16 protein-coding genes are annotated in these 18600 nt (G+C 45.0%); 1 reads left to right on the top strand and 15 read right to left on the bottom strand.

The window, feature by feature from the left end; all coding sequences use genetic code 11:
- Positions 1-855 precede the first annotated feature (855 nt).
- The 4 genes from AC0YN4_RS03260 to AC0YN4_RS03245 form a co-directional block, all read right to left on the bottom strand.
- Positions 856-2175 carry a DUF4179 domain-containing protein gene (locus AC0YN4_RS03260; RefSeq protein ID WP_475835133.1) on the bottom strand — a complete coding sequence of 440 codons (1320 nt, stop codon included), beginning with the start codon at positions 2173-2175 and terminating at the stop codon, positions 856-858.
- Positions 2162-2704, bottom strand: coding sequence for an RNA polymerase sigma factor (locus AC0YN4_RS03255; protein WP_475835132.1), 543 nt, complete (start codon positions 2702-2704; stop codon positions 2162-2164). The genes AC0YN4_RS03260 and AC0YN4_RS03255 overlap by 14 nt, the downstream gene beginning before the upstream one ends.
- A gap of 529 nt (positions 2705-3233) precedes the next feature.
- On the bottom strand, positions 3234-4652 hold the full coding sequence (gene gndA / locus AC0YN4_RS03250) for an NADP-dependent phosphogluconate dehydrogenase (protein ID WP_475784846.1): 1419 nt from the start codon (positions 4650-4652) through the stop codon (positions 3234-3236).
- A 157-nt stretch (positions 4653-4809) separates the two neighbouring features.
- Positions 4810-5205, bottom strand: a complete 396-nt coding sequence (locus tag AC0YN4_RS03245; protein ID WP_475835131.1) for a hypothetical protein — start codon at positions 5203-5205, stop codon at positions 4810-4812.
- A 760-nt stretch (positions 5206-5965) separates the two neighbouring features.
- Here AC0YN4_RS03245 and AC0YN4_RS03240 point away from each other — a divergent pair.
- Positions 5966-6628 (top strand): MOSC domain-containing protein, encoded by a 663-nt coding sequence (locus AC0YN4_RS03240; RefSeq protein ID WP_475835568.1) that lies wholly within the window; start codon positions 5966-5968, stop codon positions 6626-6628.
- Between the two features lie 7 nt (positions 6629-6635).
- Here AC0YN4_RS03240 and AC0YN4_RS03235 read toward each other — a convergent pair whose 3' ends face one another.
- The 11 genes from AC0YN4_RS03235 to msrA all read right to left on the bottom strand — a co-directional run bounded on the left by AC0YN4_RS03235 (position 6636) and on the right by msrA (position 18298).
- Positions 6636-7787: a Ger(x)C family spore germination protein gene (locus tag AC0YN4_RS03235; RefSeq protein WP_475835130.1), complete on the bottom strand. Its 1152-nt coding sequence runs from the start codon at positions 7785-7787 to the stop codon at positions 6636-6638.
- A complete protein-coding gene (locus AC0YN4_RS03230) occupies positions 7784-8890 on the bottom strand; it encodes a GerAB/ArcD/ProY family transporter (RefSeq protein ID WP_475835129.1) in 1107 nt (368 codons plus the stop codon). The genes AC0YN4_RS03235 and AC0YN4_RS03230 overlap by 4 nt, the downstream gene beginning before the upstream one ends.
- Before the next feature lie 17 nt (positions 8891-8907).
- On the bottom strand, positions 8908-10398 hold the full coding sequence (locus tag AC0YN4_RS03225; RefSeq protein ID WP_475835128.1) for a spore germination protein: 1491 nt from the start codon (positions 10396-10398) through the stop codon (positions 8908-8910).
- A 110-nt stretch (positions 10399-10508) separates the two neighbouring features.
- Positions 10509-11114: a CDP-alcohol phosphatidyltransferase family protein gene (locus tag AC0YN4_RS03220; RefSeq protein ID WP_475835127.1), complete on the bottom strand. Its 606-nt coding sequence runs from the start codon at positions 11112-11114 to the stop codon at positions 10509-10511.
- 3 nt (positions 11115-11117) lie between these two features.
- A complete protein-coding gene (locus AC0YN4_RS03215) occupies positions 11118-12167 on the bottom strand; it encodes an ABC transporter ATP-binding protein (RefSeq protein ID WP_475835567.1) in 1050 nt (349 codons plus the stop codon).
- 15 nt (positions 12168-12182) lie between these two features.
- The gene (locus AC0YN4_RS03210) at positions 12183-12995 is read right to left on the bottom strand and encodes an ABC transporter permease (RefSeq protein ID WP_475835126.1); all 813 of its coding nucleotides are present in this window, start codon (positions 12993-12995) and stop codon (positions 12183-12185) included.
- Positions 12976-13836: an ABC transporter permease gene (locus AC0YN4_RS03205; RefSeq protein WP_475835125.1), complete on the bottom strand. Its 861-nt coding sequence runs from the start codon at positions 13834-13836 to the stop codon at positions 12976-12978. The genes AC0YN4_RS03210 and AC0YN4_RS03205 overlap by 20 nt, the downstream gene beginning before the upstream one ends.
- A gap of 4 nt (positions 13837-13840) precedes the next feature.
- On the bottom strand, positions 13841-15118 hold the full coding sequence (locus AC0YN4_RS03200) for an ABC transporter substrate-binding protein (RefSeq protein ID WP_475835124.1): 1278 nt from the start codon (positions 15116-15118) through the stop codon (positions 13841-13843).
- Positions 15119-15137: 19 nt separating this feature from the next.
- Complete coding sequence (locus AC0YN4_RS03195) at positions 15138-16571, bottom strand: dihydrolipoyl dehydrogenase family protein (RefSeq protein ID WP_475835123.1); 1434 nt, start codon at positions 16569-16571, stop codon at positions 15138-15140.
- 18 nt (positions 16572-16589) lie between these two features.
- Positions 16590-17228 carry a TVP38/TMEM64 family protein gene (locus AC0YN4_RS03190; protein ID WP_475835122.1) on the bottom strand — a complete coding sequence of 213 codons (639 nt, stop codon included), beginning with the start codon at positions 17226-17228 and terminating at the stop codon, positions 16590-16592.
- Positions 17225-18298: a peptide-methionine (S)-S-oxide reductase MsrA gene (msrA, locus tag AC0YN4_RS03185; RefSeq protein WP_475835566.1), complete on the bottom strand. Its 1074-nt coding sequence runs from the start codon at positions 18296-18298 to the stop codon at positions 17225-17227. The genes AC0YN4_RS03190 and msrA overlap by 4 nt, the downstream gene beginning before the upstream one ends.
- Positions 18299-18600: the final 302 nt, after the last annotated feature.

Raw genomic sequence — 18600 nt, 5'->3', positions numbered from 1 at the left:
AGTTTAAGATCGGTCGACCCTCACCAAACTCAAGCATTCGCAGGATGACAAGAAGCAGTGAGTATCGGGATATGTTGCGCAAAATGACTCGGACCCGTTCCGTTAGAAAGACCGACCTCCACCCCATCAATTCGTAGTCATGTCTATTTATAATGGTCAATTACAACCCCTCCTTTAATCCCAATTATAAATAAGACATATGAGGCTTATTAAGCAAAACAGCAGCCGATTATGCGCCGGCTGCTGTCATTCATGTTGGTATTGAACTATCGTTCCTCGTTAGCTCAATTACCTTTGTTAACGTGACTTAATCTAATTAGATTTATTAAGCTGTATATGAAGATAAATAAAGACCCCCAAATAATATAAGGACCAATACTAAAAAGTCCGAGCACTGATAAAGCTGTACAAAGGAAACCAATTGTAAGGCAGCTTCCTTAGCGTAACCCTTACCTCTTACGAACATTGGCTTCAAATGCAACCTCCTTCTCTATTTCCCAGGCTGCATTCTCACTAATCTCTACTCGCACCACCTAATTTATTTACACCATCGTTTCCTTATGTCTTCGATCTTTCAAAGGCAATACCTGCTCTTACACAATACTGCCGTTAATTCAATCACAGCTAAAGAAGCATCAACCAAAAAAAAGGCTGTTACCGAAAAATGCTACAAGTTCTTCCCGTCCTTCGTGCCCAGCATCCTCCCCATCGAATAACGAAATGTTGCAGAACAGTATGCCGGCTGCCTTAAATATGCGACTTCTTTTCATTCGTTTTTGACAGAAACTAGATCCCATTCCATCAATAGAAGGAGCAGCTGCCGTTGCAGACTGCCCCTCTATTTGGCGCTAGCTTCTATTTCTTGGCGTTCATTGGAATTGAAATCGTCTTCTTATATGGCTTAATATAGTGGAAGCCGGTTAACAGAAGAAATTCCGGCTTATCCCACGTTTTCACGGAATACGTCTGCTCCCAGAACACGTTATTGTTCCCCAAATCCCATGGACGCGCCTTCGAAATTGCAGCGATCGGTATGCGCTTGCCTCCGGCTTGCACGAATAGCTGGTCGGTGTCGAACTGCGTAAACTGCGCCCTTGCAATGACGATATCATAACCCGACGCAGTCTTGGTCACGCTTCGAATGAATAACTTCTCCGTGTTTATTCGGATCGATCGATCAGAAGGCGAATTAAGCGAGATCGGTTCCATCACCTTCTGAAATCCTGTGAAACTTTCAAGTACGATATCCATCGTTTCGATTTTATCGGTCGGCAACACGTCATATCCCAGCTCGAAATTTGTAATGCCCTTCTTGCGCGATGCGCTTGATCTCATTCCCCATGAATGTACTTCAACCCCATTCACCATAAGCTTCATCGTGCCCGGATATCTCGGAGGTTCACCATCGTTCATCTCGTAGTGCCCTTTAATCACCGTTGATGTCGGTGAAGCCGTAATCGAATCGTAAACTACCATCCCTTCATCGACGGGCACGGATTTCGCTATTTCCGCTCGAAGGATGCTCTTCATCGCTTTATTCGCCTCGAATTTGAACGAAATTGGATACACCTTCGTATTGCCAACATCCAACCACTCGATGAATTCGACTGTTAACGTTCGCGAGAAAGGGCTGACCGTCTCGAATTTTTGAACGCCTTGCAGCTGGGTCCGATCCTTATTGTACCCGCTGCCGCCCTCCGTCGTGTTTGAATCCGTCAGAAAACCTGTTACTTTATTGATACCAAACCGGCTGGATTCATCGATCTTAAACGTCTTGCCCTCCGGAAGATCAATCGTATAATACATCAGAAACTCATTATCGTCTGCGATTACGCCGTTAACGGTAATGACGGTGCCGTCTTTGAGCGTCTTACTTTTGCCGATGGTTTGTCCATAGCCTCGATCGGCGATTTCGGAGAAACTAAGCGAGGTCAGCTCACTGCGATTCAGCAGCTTGCCCCCGTAATACGCGAAGGCCGGGTACTGGTACGTCAGGATGAAGAGCAACAGCGCAGCTGCTGCCGACAGGCTCCATGACAATGCCCGTTTCCGCTTTCGCTTCTTTGCCGGGACGCGATACAGCGCTTGCCGCAGCCGATCCTCCATTTCACTTGGCGCTTTGATCTGATTCAAATTATCTTTGTGTTGATTGAATTTCTCTTCAATGGTATTCATAGCGTTCACCTCCGATGATGTCTTTCAATTTCTGCATGCCCAGCGAAATTCGCGACTTGATCGTGCCTAATGGTACGCCTGTCATATCCGCGATCGTCTGATAGGGAAAGTCATGTACGTAACGAAGCTCAATCGCCTCCCTCTGCTGCGCGTTTAAGTGGGCGAGCAACGTCTGCATGTCCATCTCGGCTTCCATACTTCGATACGGATCGGCTTCAGTTAATGCTGGCACCGACGTATCGAGATCCTCTTCCAGTGGCCGAAATTTCCCGTTCTTGCGGAGCAGCGCTTTACATCGATTGACGAGGATGGTTTTGCTCCAACTGTAGAATGCTTCCCCCTTCTGCAATTGCTCGATCTTCTCATAGAGCGTGACGATCATATCCTCCATCGCATCCATCGCGTCATGCTCGTTCCCCATGTAGGAGTAGGCAAGACGATAATAAGCGTCCTGGTCGTCCATGATAAGTTGTAGTAGTGCATCTTTATTTCCTTTTTTAGCTTGTCTGACAAGACGGCTTACCATCAAGTTCTCTCCCCTTTCATAGCTAAGAGCATGCAGAAGCGCAAAAAGTTCATTGCCGCATAAAAAAATCGGCTAGCATGTATTAACAGTCGCTGTAACTAAGTCCTTCCTTAGAGCAGTAAGAAACCCCAGCAAACCTTATTTTTTGACCTTATTTCATTTATCGTCTCATTCAGATTTATAATAGACCTCCCTACGGGATTCGCTTTAACGCCTATGATCCTCATTATATCCTCGAATGAAATCATGCTAACCTACCCTTAGCAGAAGGAAAAGTCGATCACCTCTGACTAACTGCCTTCAGTATGCGATTCCCTGTTCCTCGTCGGGAAAGAGATCAAGTCCTTGTCAATTTAGGTAATGGGATCAAGTTCTTGTCATTTGGTTTTGACAAGAACTTGATCCCATAAATACAAAAAGCCGCGATTTTCGCGGCCATTAATGAGATAATGTTCTTGTCACCCGACAACAAAACACCTCCGAACAGCCGTACACTGTTCGGAGGCCAAATTGAAAATTTATAATCAATCGTTTAGTCGTTGTTGTGCAACCATTGAAAATGGAAGACTCCAGCTTGGTCCACCCGTTCAAACGTATGGGCTCCGAAATAATCCCGCTGTGCCTGAAGCAGGTTGGCCGGTAGATTTGCCGACCGGTAACTGTCATAGTAAGCAAGCGCTGAAGAGAATGCCGGAACTGGAATACCTCTGGTTACAGCGATCGCAACAACTTTGCGCCAGGCTTCCTGGTATTTTTCGATGATGCCGCCGAAATAATCATCTAGGAATAAGTTGTTCAATGCTGGATCATTGTCGTATGCATCTTTGATGTTTTGCAGGAAACGGGCTCGAATAATGCAACCTCCCCGAAAAATCATGGCAATATTGCCATAATTCAAATGCCAACCGTAATGCTCCGAGGCCACCTTCATCTGAGCAAATCCCTGCGCATAAGAAGCGATTTTACTAGCATAAAGAGCTTGTCTTACAGCTTCAATAAATTCGGCAGAATCTCCTTCGTATTTCTGCGACGTAGGACCGCTCAGTTTTTTGCTTGCTGTTACGCGTTCTTCTTTCATTGCAGAAATGAATCTGGCAAAGACGGATTCGGTTATGATTGAGAGTGGAACTCCGAGATCTAGTGCGCTTTCGCTGGTCCATTTTCCAGTTCCTTTTTGCCCTGCAGAATCCAGAATCACGTCCACCATCGGTTTGCCGGTCGCTGCATCTTTTTTAGAGAAAATATCCGCCGTAATCTCGATTAAATAACTGTCCAGCTCCCCTTTGTTCCATTTAGTGAAAATGTTATATAATTCGTCCGCATCCACATTAAGCACGTCTCTCATCAGATGGTAAGCTTCGCCGATAAGCTGCATGTCCCCATACTCAATGCCGTTATGCACCATTTTGACATAATGGCCGGCACCACCCTCTCCGATATAAGTCGAGCAAGGATCGCCATTCACTTTGGCGGAAATGGCCGTCAGAATGGGTTCTACAAGATCATATGCATCACGCTGGCCGCCCGGCATGATAGATGGTCCTTTAAGCGCTCCTTCTTCGCCACCGGAAACCCCTGCCCCAATGAATCGGATTCCTTTAGACTCCAATTCTCGGTTTCTGCGCTCTGTATCTGGAAAATAAGCATTACCTCCATCGATAATGATATCTCCGGGACTGAGATGAAGCACCAACTGATTAATGGTTTCATCCGTTGGTGTCCCAGCTTTAACCATAATCAAAATTTTTCGTGGTACCTCCAGAGACTGCACGAATTCTTTGATGCTGTATGTTCCCACAAAGTTTTTGCCTTGTGCTTCGGCCAGAAGTTCTTTTGTTTTTTCTGGAGAACGGTTGTACAAGGCTACTGTAAAACCTTTGCTTTCTATATTTAAGGCTAGGTTTTTGCCCATAACGGCTAATCCGGCCACACCGATTTGCAACTTGCTCATTAGTAATCTCCTCCGATGATTCTTATTAGGTAATTTAAGTAGCTAACTGAAAACTGAATATATATAAAGGTACTCACCTTGGGCAATACTATTAAAGGTAGCATCCGAATTAACTAACCGATCATTAGGACTGCCACCATCTAAGAGTTAAAATCTATCATGCGGCTATTTCTGATAACCATACAATTGCTTTTTGTATACCTTCAAATTCATGGTGTTGCATTTTTGTTGTACTTTCTTCATCAATTTCTTTTTTCAAGCCGTAGTTACGTTCTGAATTAGTTGGATTAACAGTAGCTGTGTATTGAATACCAGCATTCTTTAGTCTAGGCAACCACTCTTCAGACAGCCATTTCATATCGTATTTCATGACGAGTATATGACTGTTATCAAATAAAACTTTCTTAGCCTTCTTGATCACAGCTAATTCAATCAATCTATCTAAAGGCTCTCTAAAATCGTCCCCCGTGGTGAAGGAATTCCATCGAATCACAACCGATTCAATTACTTCATCCCAAAAAATATGAGCGTTTTTGTAGTAATGTTGTTCCATCATTATTCTCTCCTTCAACTGTTATTGCCTTTAATAGCTACATATTAATATGAAACAAGGTCATATGCCAAATTAATATATTTTAGAATAGATATAGATACAGTCTATGCCCAGAAAATTAAAAGATGGAAAACGTGACGAATGAGAGCTTAGCGCGGTGCGGTTAGAACCCGCTTCAATATTTATGCGAGTAAAGTCTATGAATTCCCGACGAGGGCCATTAGCTGGTCGAGCGACTCAATCGTCAAATTCTCGGACGTTGTCATGCCCTGATCCACCCCCTCGAATTAAAGATGTGATAATGTTAGTTTGCATCTAAGAGAAGCCTTGCCGAGGCCTCTAGTTTTTATCGTCAAATAATATGCAAGTCAAAAATGAGAATTATACAATCGACAAAAATAAGACTAGGCTGTAATGGGATCAAGTTCTTGTCATTTGGTTTTGACAAGAACTTGATCCCATAAATACAAAAAGCCGCGATTTCGCGGCCATTAAAGAGATAATGTTCTTGTCACCCGACAGGATTTCGTTTGGCATTCCAGCAATTACACCATTATTTGTTTCTCTCCACTGGTTCCTACTTTCAATTACTGGCTGTGTTATCGGACTTATGGACTGCAAGTAATTATACACTTTGGATGTGTACCCGCAAGCCATTCCTTGCTATAGTAACAAGGCATTTAACGATTTTTTTACTAATCCACACGTTTTAGAGGTGAGTCCAACGAAACAAGGACAATTGATTTCGCTCAATGTCGGCATGCCGACTCTTATGCAATATAACCGAAGAGATATTACTACAGGTATTTTCAAAAGGCCTGTCTATGTACCCATGGCATTGGATTGGGAACACTTTGAAGGAGACGAACAAGCCGATCTGAAGCATCACGGTGGGCTGGATAAGGCGGTTTGCGTCTATTGCTACGAGCACTATCCATTCTGGGAACAAGAGCTCGAGAGACCGCTGCCCTTCGGTGCCTTTGGAGAGAATCTGACGATTGAAGGCCTGCCGGAGCCGGAGGTTTGCATTGGCGATACCTTTCAGCTCGGCAGTGCCGTTGTACAGATCAGTCAACCGAGGCAGCCATGTTTCAAATTGTCAGCCCGTTATGAATGCCCCGAGATGCCTTTGAAGGTTCAGGATACAGGATTTACAGGGTATTATTTACGCGTGCTCCAGCGGGGAAAGGTCTCCGTCAACGATAAACTAATCCGATTGCAGCAGCATCCGCAAGCGATAACGGTAGCTTTCGCGAATCGGGTCATGCATCACGACAAGTATCTTCTTAGTGACATAGAGAAGCTGTTGAGCGTCGAAGAATTGTCTGCGAGTTGGAGAACCACCCTTGAGAAACGGCGCATAGGGTTGCAGATCGATACCAGCGAGCGCATCTTAGGCACCAAGCAGAATGAGCAGCACTAGCAATCGATTATTGTTCGTTTAACGGAATCACTTTGGTTCCTGAATTGAGTATTTTCACTTTTACGTTTACATGAATCGGAACCTCCGGAAAAACCTCATCCCATTTGGGCTTAAATGTACCTTTCCATTCCTTACGATGCTGTTGATAGAAATGAGACCCGATTCCCAAGAAATCGGATTTAAACTCTTTTTGAGCTTTTGTTATGGCGGCTTCGAGCTCTTTTTTCACCGTACCTTCCAGATCCTTCTCGCATTCGCGAAGGATCTCCGGTGTAATGGCTTTGATCGTGCTGTCGAATTGGTACATCGTAGCAGTGGCTTTCGTCGTAATGAATACTTCGGGTACCTTATGGCCCGTTTTGATTTTTATTTTCGACTTATTATCTTGCAGTCTGAATACAGCATTTACAGAAGCTCCTGTGCCAGGTGCCGTTATGGATACCGAAGACAATTCATGTACTTTCAGATTTCTAATTCGTCCCAATCCTTTGCTTTCGTTGCCATCCAGCACGCCTACCAGCTTGAAGCCTTTAAAAACTACCATATCTGACACCTTGAGATTACCTTCCCCAATGACTTCTACTAATGGTGCGGCAGACTCTATTCCTTCAGACATCAACATTTTATTGAATTCTCTTATCCTGACTGGAAACGAAACACCTGTAAGGGGTGTAACCTTAAAAAAAGCCATTAACGCATCCCCGACCAAAAGCCCCGACTTCCCGACCGGCATCCTTAAAATTTTGTCCGGTTTCTCCTTGGTAAAGGCCAGAAAAATGGACTCTCTTATATTGGGCGTAATAAATAATAAATCCATGAGATTTTTCAGTTGTTGTTTTGCCACTCTTTCACTGATGATGAACGTTGTCACATAACCTAAGAATAGTTCACCAGGGACGTTGGTCTGCAAGTTATCGAAGGCTTCCGGCACGGTTTTCCCTGTCCCTTGAACCAATACATTGGAATTTGCACCTTGCTTGTCTTGTTTGCGGGTCTTTATGATTTCGTAAGTCAACACAATTTGACCTTTATCATCCATATCTACGCCGATTGTACGAACTAAGGCCATGCCTTCATACTCCATGTAATCCCAGCATCCGGTGCATGCAATCAGAATGACCATACTTAGAAGAAGTCGTATCCATTTCGAATCGTTCATGTTTTCCTTACTACCGCCTTTTTTCCTTTTGCAACGATCAGGATGGAAACTGTACAAAGGACAACGATATAGAATGGATAGATACAATATTGAATGACCCGTATGTAATCGTAGAAACCTTCGTTAAAGGAACGTAAATTCAACGTTATGATGAATGTAACCGTCGTAATGACGACGATGAGAAACTTGGAGCTTCTTTTCATGACCGATTCTGAAGCTACCCAACTGCTGTAGAAATTTCCTGCCAGTTTCAATACAGTAATGATCACATAAGGTATAAATATGAAAATTTCTAATCCTTGAATGAACGTTCCAATTGTGATTGAAGAAGCTACATTGACGCCTGCAAAAGAAATTCGGGAAGCCTCCTCCGGAGAAATAGCGGCTGAGAATAAGAAAGATGTGGCTCCAGGCATTAATACGATGGAAACCAGCAACCCTACCGTAAGTGAGGTAAATTGTTTCCCGGGTTGATGCAGCGATTCAACCATAATAAACAGGAACAGAATAATCTCAGAATGCCCTCCTCCTACCAGTAATACAGCCGTTAGAAAAGATGGAACATCGCTGTCAAACATAGGGAAGATGTTCGAGGAATCGAACTGAGTGATTACACCGATAACGAGAACAGGACTAAACATGAGGCCAAGCATAATAATCTCGAGCGTTGCGCTCATTCTGGCTAAGCTTTCAATACCACTGCTTGCGATTAATAGGGACAGCAAAAGGATCAGAAGCATGGGTACCCACATCGGTGTATTGTGCAAAGCAATGGTCCTCACCAGCCCTCCGCACATCATTAACAGCAAGGATGACAGGATGATGTTTATTGCAATATAAGCTGCAATGAAAATCGTACTGATCCATTTCCCGCCTAACATCTCAACAATTTGGAAGATGTTTCTGCCCGGAAATTTCTTCGCAACGCTCAATACCCATAAGGCAAAGCCGATATTGATAAACCCGCTTACGAGCTCCGCAATCCACGCACTTCTCCCTGCCAAATTCGTGATGTAGGAGTGATAGAAAAAAACGCCGCCATAAGCGCTCGCAAAGGTAAGAAAGATGGCTTGCAAACTCGAAATCTTCTGCTTCTGCAACACGTTCCCTGATCTCCCCTTTATTCTTTGGGACTCGGCTTCCTAGTGTTATCCCCCATCGAAGTTTCGTTGTCGGACAATACCTTGGGCCGGTTTCTCAATTTCCACACCGGTAACCTCACGAGCAGATCTTTCATCAGGCTCATATTACCGCTATCCAAAGGATAAGAAATCGATACGCCGAACGAGCGCAGCGTAACCAATCTCCAGTGCAAGAACAGGATGCCGATAATGACACCAAACAGTCCTAATATAGTAGCCATAAATATTAAACCGTAATTGGCTACTCTTGACATATTGGTGAGGTTTATCGAAGGCAGCGCAAAGCTTGAAATCGCAGAGACCGCAACAATGATGATCACGACTGGGCTGACGTAACCTGCTTCCACAGCCGACTGGCCGATAACGACGGCCCCAAGGAAGCCGATGCTCTGACCCAAACCTTTAGGCAGCCTTATTCCTGCTTCTTTAAGCACATCAATCATGAAGGTCATGAGCAGCACCTCAATGACGGATGGGAATGGCACGTCACTTCTTCCCGCAGATATCCGAATGGCTAAAGCCGGGGGAATAATGGAATGATTGAAGGCTACAAACGACACATACAGGGCAGACAATGTCGAAGAAAGAAAAAAGGCGCAAATTCGGGTAATTCTCATAATCGAACTGAACATCCATTTTTGCGAATAATCGTCGGGTGTCTGAAATTCCTGTAAGATCAATAAAGGCACTATGATGACAAAGGAGAAATTATCGCATAGTATAGCTACGCGCCCTTCAGCTATATTAGAGACGGTTACATCAACGCGTTCGGTCAGCTTATATTGCGGCCAAATCGATAACGGATTATCTTCGGTCAGTTCCGTTAAGACCGATATCGAATGGACGATATCGATGTCGATCCGAGCTAATCTACTGCATATCTCATCGATTATTTGAGGTTTGGCAACGTTTTTCAGCCACACGATTCTTACTTTCGTATGGGAAGTCCTTCCTACCTCTATCTGTTTAAACATGAAGTTTGGGGACGGCAATCTCATTCTTAAAAGGTTGAAGTTTTTACTTAAACTTGTTGTAAAAGCTTCATTCCCACTCTGTATGGTAGGCTCTGTTTCTGATTTTTCGCCTGCTTCACGCTTTAGCAATGGGATAACTAACGCACAATCCGTATCGTCGCTAGTTACGACAACATGACCTGTAAGGATAGCTTGTACGAGTTGATCTTTATCGTCCGAACTAAACACTTTCGCTGCAGAGATGACCCTTGATTGGATTCTATCCATGAACTCGGCTGACGATTGATCACGTTCTTCCGAATTTCCGTCCTGCAATCTTTCGATTACATAGTGGTTGATTAATTCATTTTCAATTAGATTCTCGATGTAACTAACATTCACTTCGAAATTCCCGCTCCGAACAGGTATAGCTCTTGAAACGAAATCACCATCGTCGCAAAAGATATCCTTTAAATAGTCCTTTAATCGCGGCTTCGTTTCTCCATTCATAGACATCGAGGATAAGGCCTCCTAAATCAATGACAACATTACAATAGTTATGTTCATTCTGCTTCTAAATTATGTAAAAAATGCAGCCCGCTTTTATAAGGCTGCATGACTCCTCTTTATGGATTGTGTTCACTGTCATTCTCTCGAAGCCATACATGCACATCCCGGAGATGCTTTATGATGGTGACAAGAAGCAGCGCCAGAAATAACCATGCCAGCTCCCAGACCGCGTTTGGAAACAGGATCATCAACGTAAAGAACAGAAACGCTTCCGTTCGCTCTAAAATCCCCGGGTTATAGTGGAAGCCTTTGGCGCCTGAACTTGGAATGACATTGCCTGTTACAAGAAACGTCGTAATCGTAACGAGGATGGCGAATAAATTTAGCGCTATGGGCAAATAAGCATCGGGATGAATGAGTAAAAGAGCCATGATCATCGCCCCTTCCACTACGCGATCAAACGTAATATCCAAGATCGTTCCCCACTTGGACGTCTTGGTCAATCTAGCAAGCGTGCCGTCCACAGCATCGAGATAACCGGATACCCAAAGAATCAAGACGGCTGCCAGTGGACAACCCAGTGTAACTGCGGCCGCGCTTCCTACCCCCATCACCATGGCGACCCAAGTAATCGTATTTGCTGATAAACCGGCGGCCTGCAGCCATTTTGCGCCTTTTTCAATTGCCGGCTGTACGGTGTGACGTGCATACGAATCCAGCACTTGTTAGATGACCTCCCCAGGTAGACACCAGACATAGGATACGCCTAAGCGAATACCAATTTGACTTCCGGATTCATAATGAGAATAGCCTAGCTGTTTCATGATGACTGATTCCTTGTTCACACTTGCCCTCACTTCCGTATATTCTCCGAGAAACGTACTGCCTTTTATCGTAGCCTTAATCGATGATGCAGCATCCTGTTGGAACCATTCCGATCGAAGAACAATACGAACCGGGCCATCCTGTACGTTTAAACAACGCGGATGGACCTGCAAGTCACCTAGAAAAGTGGTTACCTTAGTTCCCCTCTTGATGCCATCTACAACGTTGTCGATTCCCATGAAATCCGCCATCCATCGATTGGCAGGCTCGTAATACAAGTGATCAAGTGTTCCCGACTGCTGCATTGCACCATCCCGGAGGACTATAAACCGGTCACCAAGCGTCAAAGCCTCTTCTCTGTCATGTGTGACCATAATGATCGGAATATCCCACATTTGCTTCATCTCGCTGAGCCAGCGCCCCATTTGTCTGCGAAGCATTGGATCCAGTTGGCTGAAAGGTTCGTCCAGCAGCATAAGCTGCGGTTCAATGACAAGTGATCGTGCTAACGCCACACGCTGCTCTTGTCCACCGGAAAGTGAAGACAGCGGACGGTGATAGAAGCCGGTCAACCCGACTTGTTGCAGCATTTCTTCGGCTTTGACTCTTCGTTCATGGGGAGGCAATCCTTTAATTTGAAGTCCGATCTCTACATTGGCTCCGACCGTGAGAAAGGGTAGCAAATAAGGCTTTTGAAAAACCATGGATAGGTTCCTTTTCTCCGGGGGAAGATGATGAATCGGTTTCCCTCCCATTAGGATACTTCCTTGCATCGGCCTTAATAAGCCTGCAAGCAGCTGAAGTAACGTTGATTTCCCGCTGCCTGAAGGCCCTAGAATAACAAGCAGTTTGCCCTTATCGAGCGTAAGAGACTGCTTGTCCAAGGAAAATGATTTCGCAGCATTATAGTGATACATCAGATCGGTTACTTGTAAGAATGGCTCAGACACTCGGTTCAACACTCTTCACCTCCTATCCTTCGCAGCGTAGTGATCCTTCTTCACTGCTCTGGCGCTAATAATAACGATGATCAGCGCAGGCAGGACAAACATCATGCATAATGCGCCCATGAGCGAATAGTCGCCACTGGCTATCACACTAAACAGCAGCATCGGAATGGTAATCAGACTGCCACCGCCAATGAACACGGTAACTAAATATTGACTCCATGAAATCAAAAAGCTAAATAAAACACTAAGTGATAGAGCCGAACGCATTAACGGCAGTTCGACAAGCCAGAAGGTTTGCAGTCTATTCGCTCCAAGCAAACGAAGCTGCTTCTCGTAAGCCATGTCGTATCCCGCATAAAATCCGTACAACACATAAATGGAATACGGAACAGCCGGGATCAAGTGGGACAGCAGCACTCCAAGCCATTGATCAGACAGTCCGAGCCGAAGGAACAAGACATGCATGCCAATCGCCATGGAAATGCCAGGAGTCAATATGGGAGCTATGAGCAGCAAGCGAATCGTTTTGTTCCATCTACGCACATAAAGTCCCAATGCACGAGCTGCCGGATATGCCACTATTTGAGATAGCAAGCTTGTCGCAGCAGCCAGTCCTAAGCTATTGAACAGCGCGTCCTTCACTTGTGAGTGTGCTGCAAATACATAACGCCAAGCTCGGAGCGAGGCCGTTGGAATCAGATCAGGAAATCGCCATTGCTGCGCGAAAGACCAAGCCAGCAGAGGGATAAAGGGAAGGAAAAACAACAAGATCAGGAGGGCGAGCAGTACCGTGTAACCATGAATAGGATTAACGTTGTTTCTGCGCATAACCTTCCCCCCATTTCATATAGAAGAGGATAAGAATCATGCTTATTATCGTAATGACCATATTGATTGCCATAGCCGCAGGCCGATACGTAAGATCCGGGTTGAGATAGGCTTGATAGGCCAGAATCGGCAGCGTTGGCTTGCTCACAGAACCTAATACGTAAGGAACCTCAAACGATCCGAATGTATAGGCAAACACTATAATCGAAGAGGCCAGTAAAGCAGGCAACATGAAAGGTAAGGTGACGAGCCTCCATCTTTGCCAACCATTTGCGCCGAGCAGCTGCAATTGCTTCTCATAGGGGACGACCCAAGATTTTAGAATACTCAACACGGATACGGCAATAAACGGAACCTCTTTCCACACATATTCCAGCACGATTCCAATTCCATGCTGATCGACAACCCATTCAGGAAACTGTGAAGGCTGCTGAATCATTCCAGTCAAGTAGGCGAACCGGGATAGCAATCCACTTTGCCCGAAGAGTATCAATGTGGCTATTGCGCCTACAACATGGGGAATCGGCAGATTGAACTGCAGCAAGAAATAAAGCCACCCGCCTTGACTTGTATACCGCCGAATCCAGAGTGCCAGGCTAACTGCAATCACAGCCGCCATAATCGTTGTAACTAGGGAGATTCCCAATGAATACAAGAGTGCACGATAAAATAGAGCAGAATGAAACAGCTCACTGTAGACAATGAGCGATAACTTTGATTTTCCGATTAGCGGCAAGTAACCCAAGCTTTGAATCCCATTCATAAACATGCCGACAAAGAACGTTCCCGCTACTAATAGAAGGGCCGGAAGAAGCATGCCTCCTATTAACAGTAGTTGCACAGGTCTACTTCCGGAATAAAACATGTTTCTTCCAACCTTCTTCTAATGCCTGCGTGTACGTTGCTTGCAGATCAGGAAGCTTATGTTTCAGAAGCTCGTCTGCAGGTACGGCTGTTTCTCCGCTTATGGCTTTAAGTTCCTCGTAAAGCTTCTCCTGTTCGCCAACTAATGCCGAAGGATCGATCCCAATACCGTCTCCCCATCCGACATTCGGATCAGCCTTCTCGAATTGCAGCTGCGGATCAAGTATCAGATTGGCCGCTACCATAGCTGCAGCTTTGTGTGCAGCATTGTATGGAATCGCAACATAATGATAATCGCCAATTGTGCCCGTGTCGAAGACATATGGCTTTGCCGTATTAGGTAATTTTCCTTTACCAATATCCGTCGCAATACCTCCGATATCCTGCGTAAAGGCAAAGTCCACCTCGTTGTTATTGAAGAGTGCCGTGAGTTCAGCGCTCGTTTTGGGATACGTTTTACCATCTCGCCATAAGAACGGCTTTAACTCGTTCAAGTAATCCCAAACCTTCGTTACTTCGGTATCAAACTGCTGTTGATCGAATGGTGCTGACCATTTCTGATACCCTCCACTCAACTCGTAGAACAGCTGCTTTACAAACCGCGTCCCTGTAAAATCAGGCGGTGCATCGTAAGTGAATCGTCCGGGATGTTTCTCTGCCCACAGCTTCAATTCCTTATAGTTATGCGGTAATTCGCTTGGCTTGATCCGGCTCGCATCATAGACGAATTGAAACTGCGCACTGCCCCAGACGGATTCGTAGCCTTCCGTATCCAAGCCGAAGTCCTTCATAACGGCAGGGTTCTCATAATCGACGTATTGCGCATTCGGAAGCTTAGCTGCAAAGGGACCAAACAGAACATCTGCTTGCTTCAGAGTGGCAAAGTTCTCACCGTTAATCCATATCAGATCCACACTGCCATCCCGGACTTTGCCAGCTTGCTTCTCGTTCAGCACCTTATTAACCGCTTCTGCAGTATCACCAAGTGGGATTCGGTGCAATGTGATACCATACTGCTTCTTCAATTCGCGACCATATTTCTGGTCTACGAATTCATTGATCGCATCGCTTCCGCCCCACATATACCAATTCACGGTTTGTCCTTTGGCATCAGCCAACACTTGATCCCAGCTGCTTGTAAGAAGCGGATCGCCGGCAGCCTTTCCTTCCTTAGTGGAAGATGTACCTGAACAGGCGACTGTGGCCAAACCAATCATCGATAATAGAAGAATGAATAAAGTATAACGTGTGTATTTCAAACAAAGTCCTCCTTGAATATTAACGAAACCATTTTACATAGGTTTTGATTACCCGCTCCGCTATACCACCTTGAACCAACTTATCGCGCCAATATTGATCAGCCGTTCGTAATAAAGCTTCCGAGCGGGCGGGATACGGATGCACCACTTGCGATATATGGGGGAGCTTGTGACCGAAGCGCTTCGCAAATACTACCTGCTGCATCCAGTCCCCTGCTCCATTCCCGGCAGCATGAGCCCCCAAGATTCTTCCTTTCGTATCGGTAATCACTTTAACAATACCGTCTGTATCCCGATCGGTTATAAATCGATCCACCTGATCCAACGTCACAGTGTAAACCCGAATGTGATCCCCAACATTTCTGCGAGCCTCGTCTTCCGTCATTCCCAAATGAAAGATTTCCGGGTCCGTGTAGGTTACCCATGGAACGTTATCGTAGCTTACTTTCCGTTTCAATCCGAATACCGCATTGGCTACGACGATTTTACCTTCCATGCCTGCTGCATGCGCAAACGGAAAAGGCTTGATCACATCTCCGACCGCATAGATATGTGAAATGCTTGTCTGCATTGTAGCTTTAACCGCAATATAATCATGATCCATTTGAATACCGATGCGTGAAAGTCCAAGATGATCGGTGTTTGGCTGTCGTCCGGTCGCAATCAATATGGCTTCAGTCTCCAATTGAAGCTTCTCCCCGTCACGCTCCACAACAACTCGCTTCCTCCCATCAGGCAAGGCTTCAACCTTGATTACAGTCGTTTGAAACAGAAACGACATTTCTTTATCCAGCGCAGTTTGTACGTAGGAAACGAGATGGTTGTCTTCTTTGTTTAATAGCTGCGTTCCTCTTACGAGAACGGTCACTTTGGCACCAAGACGGGCTAACGCTTGAGACAATTCCAAACCAACCGGCCCTGCCCCAATAACAACTAGGCTCTGAGGCAGCAACTTCCTATCAAATAAACTTTCATTAGTTAGATAATCTACATCCTGCAAACCATCAATAGGTGGAATGGCCGCTCTGGAACCTGTGGCAATGACAATGCGTTTGCCATAAATCACTTCGCCGCCACTGATCTCAATATGATGCCTATCTCGGAATTGACCATGACCTTGAAATACATCTACACCCATACTGCGAAATCGTGCTGCGCTATCATGAGGTTGAATGGCAGCTCTGGCCGCTTGGACTCTTCGGAATGCTTCCGAATAATCGGCTTCACCCTGCAATTTCAATCCATAGGCTCCGGCAGCTTTCTTAGCCGTAAATAGCTCCTTAGCCGCGGCAATAAGCGCTTTGGATGGCACGCATCCGGTATGCAAACAGTCCCCTCCAGGCTCAGGTTCTTTTTCAATCAACGCCACCTTTGCCCCAAAGTTGACCGCACCCGCCGCTACTGTAAGTCCCCCAGCTCCACCGCCAATGACAACAAGATCATAGCTTTTCAATGTGCGTGCTCCTTCTCTTTATGTTTTATACACTCGTTGCTTGAGAACAAGTGGTATCAGTGTGACAAGCACGAACACAGTCGCAGCAATGACGATGTATGATTTCTTGTCGTGCAGAAAACTCGAGCCCAGGAAACTATAAGCAAACGTTCCCGGAATGATGCCCAGAAGAGTGCCGAATAAAAATGCCTTAAATCTCACTTTAGCCACGCCGGCTCCGTAACTGATAAGATCAAAGGGGAATATAGGGATCAGGCGCAAAAGCAAAATATACATATAACCCTTTTGTTCCAGTTGCTTCTCAAGCTTGACCCAATTCTCTCTTGACCTTGCGGAAATCAATTGATGACCCCATACTCGCGCTAGCCCGAAAGAAAACACCGCACCAAGTGTCGCACCGACGATCGTATACACCGTGCCCCACACCGGACCGAAAGCCAATCCTCCCGTCAATGAAAGAACGGATGCGGGGAACAAGATTAGGGGACGAACCGCATATATAAAGATGTACAGAAGCGGGGCAGCCCGTCCGAAAGTTAGTATCCACGATCTTATTCCCTCAGGACTGAGATGTAGAACTTTGTGATTGAACCATATTAATCCGATGACAACGCCGATGAGTAATAAAGGTTTCTTTAAATGGGTTACCAACTTCATTTGTTGTCATTGTTAAAAAGTGCGGCATAAGCGCTATATCCTCTTTGTTCAAGCTCAGCTTTCGGGATAAATTCCATGGCCGCAGAGTTCATGCAGTAGCGTAATCCCGTTGGCTTAGGCCCGTCATTAAACACATCGCCTAGAAAGGAATCTGCATATCGGCTTCTTACCTGAGTTGTCGATGAAAATAAACCGGATCGTTGTTTTAAAACAATATTGTTCGGCTCCATCGGTTTTGTGAAACTAGGCCAGCCCGAACCTGCATCATATTTGTCCTTTGAGCTAAACAGAGGCTCGCCCGAAACAATATCGACGTAAATGCCTTCTTTCTCGTTAGCCCAATATTCGTTTTCATACGGCACCTCATCAATTCCATTCTGAGTAACGTTGAATTGATGCTTAGTCAGCATTTTCAGCTTTTCCGCTTTATTAAAATCTTTATGAAAGCCAGTTTTTACAGTGAATTTCACTTCCCTGTCCTTACTCCAGGCTTTATTCAGAAACGCATCTCGACCAGAGGCGTATTCGGTCAACTCATAGCGAATTGGGTTTTTCTTGTAGAAATCCTGATGCTCCGTTTCGGCCATGTAAAACGTTGTTGCAGATGAAATTTTCGTTACAATCGCTTTATCGAACCTATTTGATGCTGCTAGTGCATCTCTTGATGCTTCTGCCAACTTTTTCTGTTCATTGCTGCTATAAAATACAGCTGATTCATAGTCAGCACCACGATCAAGGAATTGGCCGTATGCATCCGTAGGATCAACATTACGCCAGAAAACTTGAAGGAGATTTTCATATGTAATTTGATTAGGATTATAAAGGACTTCCACTGATTCGAGATGTCCTGTAGTTCCGGAACCTACTTCCTCATAGGTGGGATTCTTCGTGTGTCCTCCCGTATAACCTGTTTCAACACGCAAGACACCATCAAGTTTCTCGAAAGCCTCTTCCATATGCCAGAAACAGCCACCTGCAAACACAGCTTTTTCGTAAGTCGTATTCGAATTTTCAATAAACGTATCTAATAGCGCTTGAGCCTTCGCTATTTCTCTTTTGTGATAGGACATATAAATGAGATAAACAATAAAGAATACCAGGGCAATCGTTAACACATATATCATCATTTTTCTAAATTTCAATTTCTCCTTCTCCTCTGCAGTATCTAATAGGATGATGCATTCAATCTTAGTGGTTCAAAAAACAATTAAGCTCATAAATAGATCCAGCTGCCAGAATAGCGAGAAGAACCAGTATGATTAGATTTTTGTGCTTTTTGCGCATATCCGAATATCCCCTTCCATATAGTAACCACCTATGTTTATTTTTGCAGGTTACAAATATAACATGAAACACAGCGGAATTCAAGTAA

It is taken from the genome of Paenibacillus sp. J22R3 (assembly GCF_056269305.1).
Note: the sequence above shows the minus strand (reverse complement) of the source record. Positions and strands in the feature narration are given on the sequence as shown.

Excerpts from the sequence above, each read along its gene's own strand:
- AC0YN4_RS03260 (WP_475835133.1), bottom strand. The coding sequence starts at position 2,175 with ATGAATACCATTGAAGAGAAATTCAATCAACACAAAGATAATTTGAAT.
- AC0YN4_RS03190 (WP_475835122.1), bottom strand. The coding sequence starts at position 17,228 with ATGAAGTTGGTAACCCATTTAAAGAAACCTTTATTACTCATCGGCGTT.
- AC0YN4_RS03235 (WP_475835130.1), bottom strand. The coding sequence starts at position 7,787 with ATGAACGATTCGAAATGGATACGACTTCTTCTAAGTATGGTCATTCTG.
- AC0YN4_RS03225 (WP_475835128.1), bottom strand. The coding sequence starts at position 10,398 with ATGTCTATGAATGGAGAAACGAAGCCGCGATTAAAGGACTATTTAAAG.
- msrA (WP_475835566.1), bottom strand. The coding sequence starts at position 18,298 with ATGTCCTATCACAAAAGAGAAATAGCGAAGGCTCAAGCGCTATTAGAT.
- AC0YN4_RS03210 (WP_475835126.1), bottom strand. The coding sequence starts at position 12,995 with ATGCGCAGAAACAACGTTAATCCTATTCATGGTTACACGGTACTGCTC.
- AC0YN4_RS03240 (WP_475835568.1), top strand. The coding sequence starts at position 5,966 with ATGCCGACTCTTATGCAATATAACCGAAGAGATATTACTACAGGTATT.
- AC0YN4_RS03245 (WP_475835131.1), bottom strand. The coding sequence starts at position 5,205 with ATGGAACAACATTACTACAAAAACGCTCATATTTTTTGGGATGAAGTA.
- gndA (WP_475784846.1), bottom strand. The coding sequence starts at position 4,652 with ATGAGCAAGTTGCAAATCGGTGTGGCCGGATTAGCCGTTATGGGCAAA.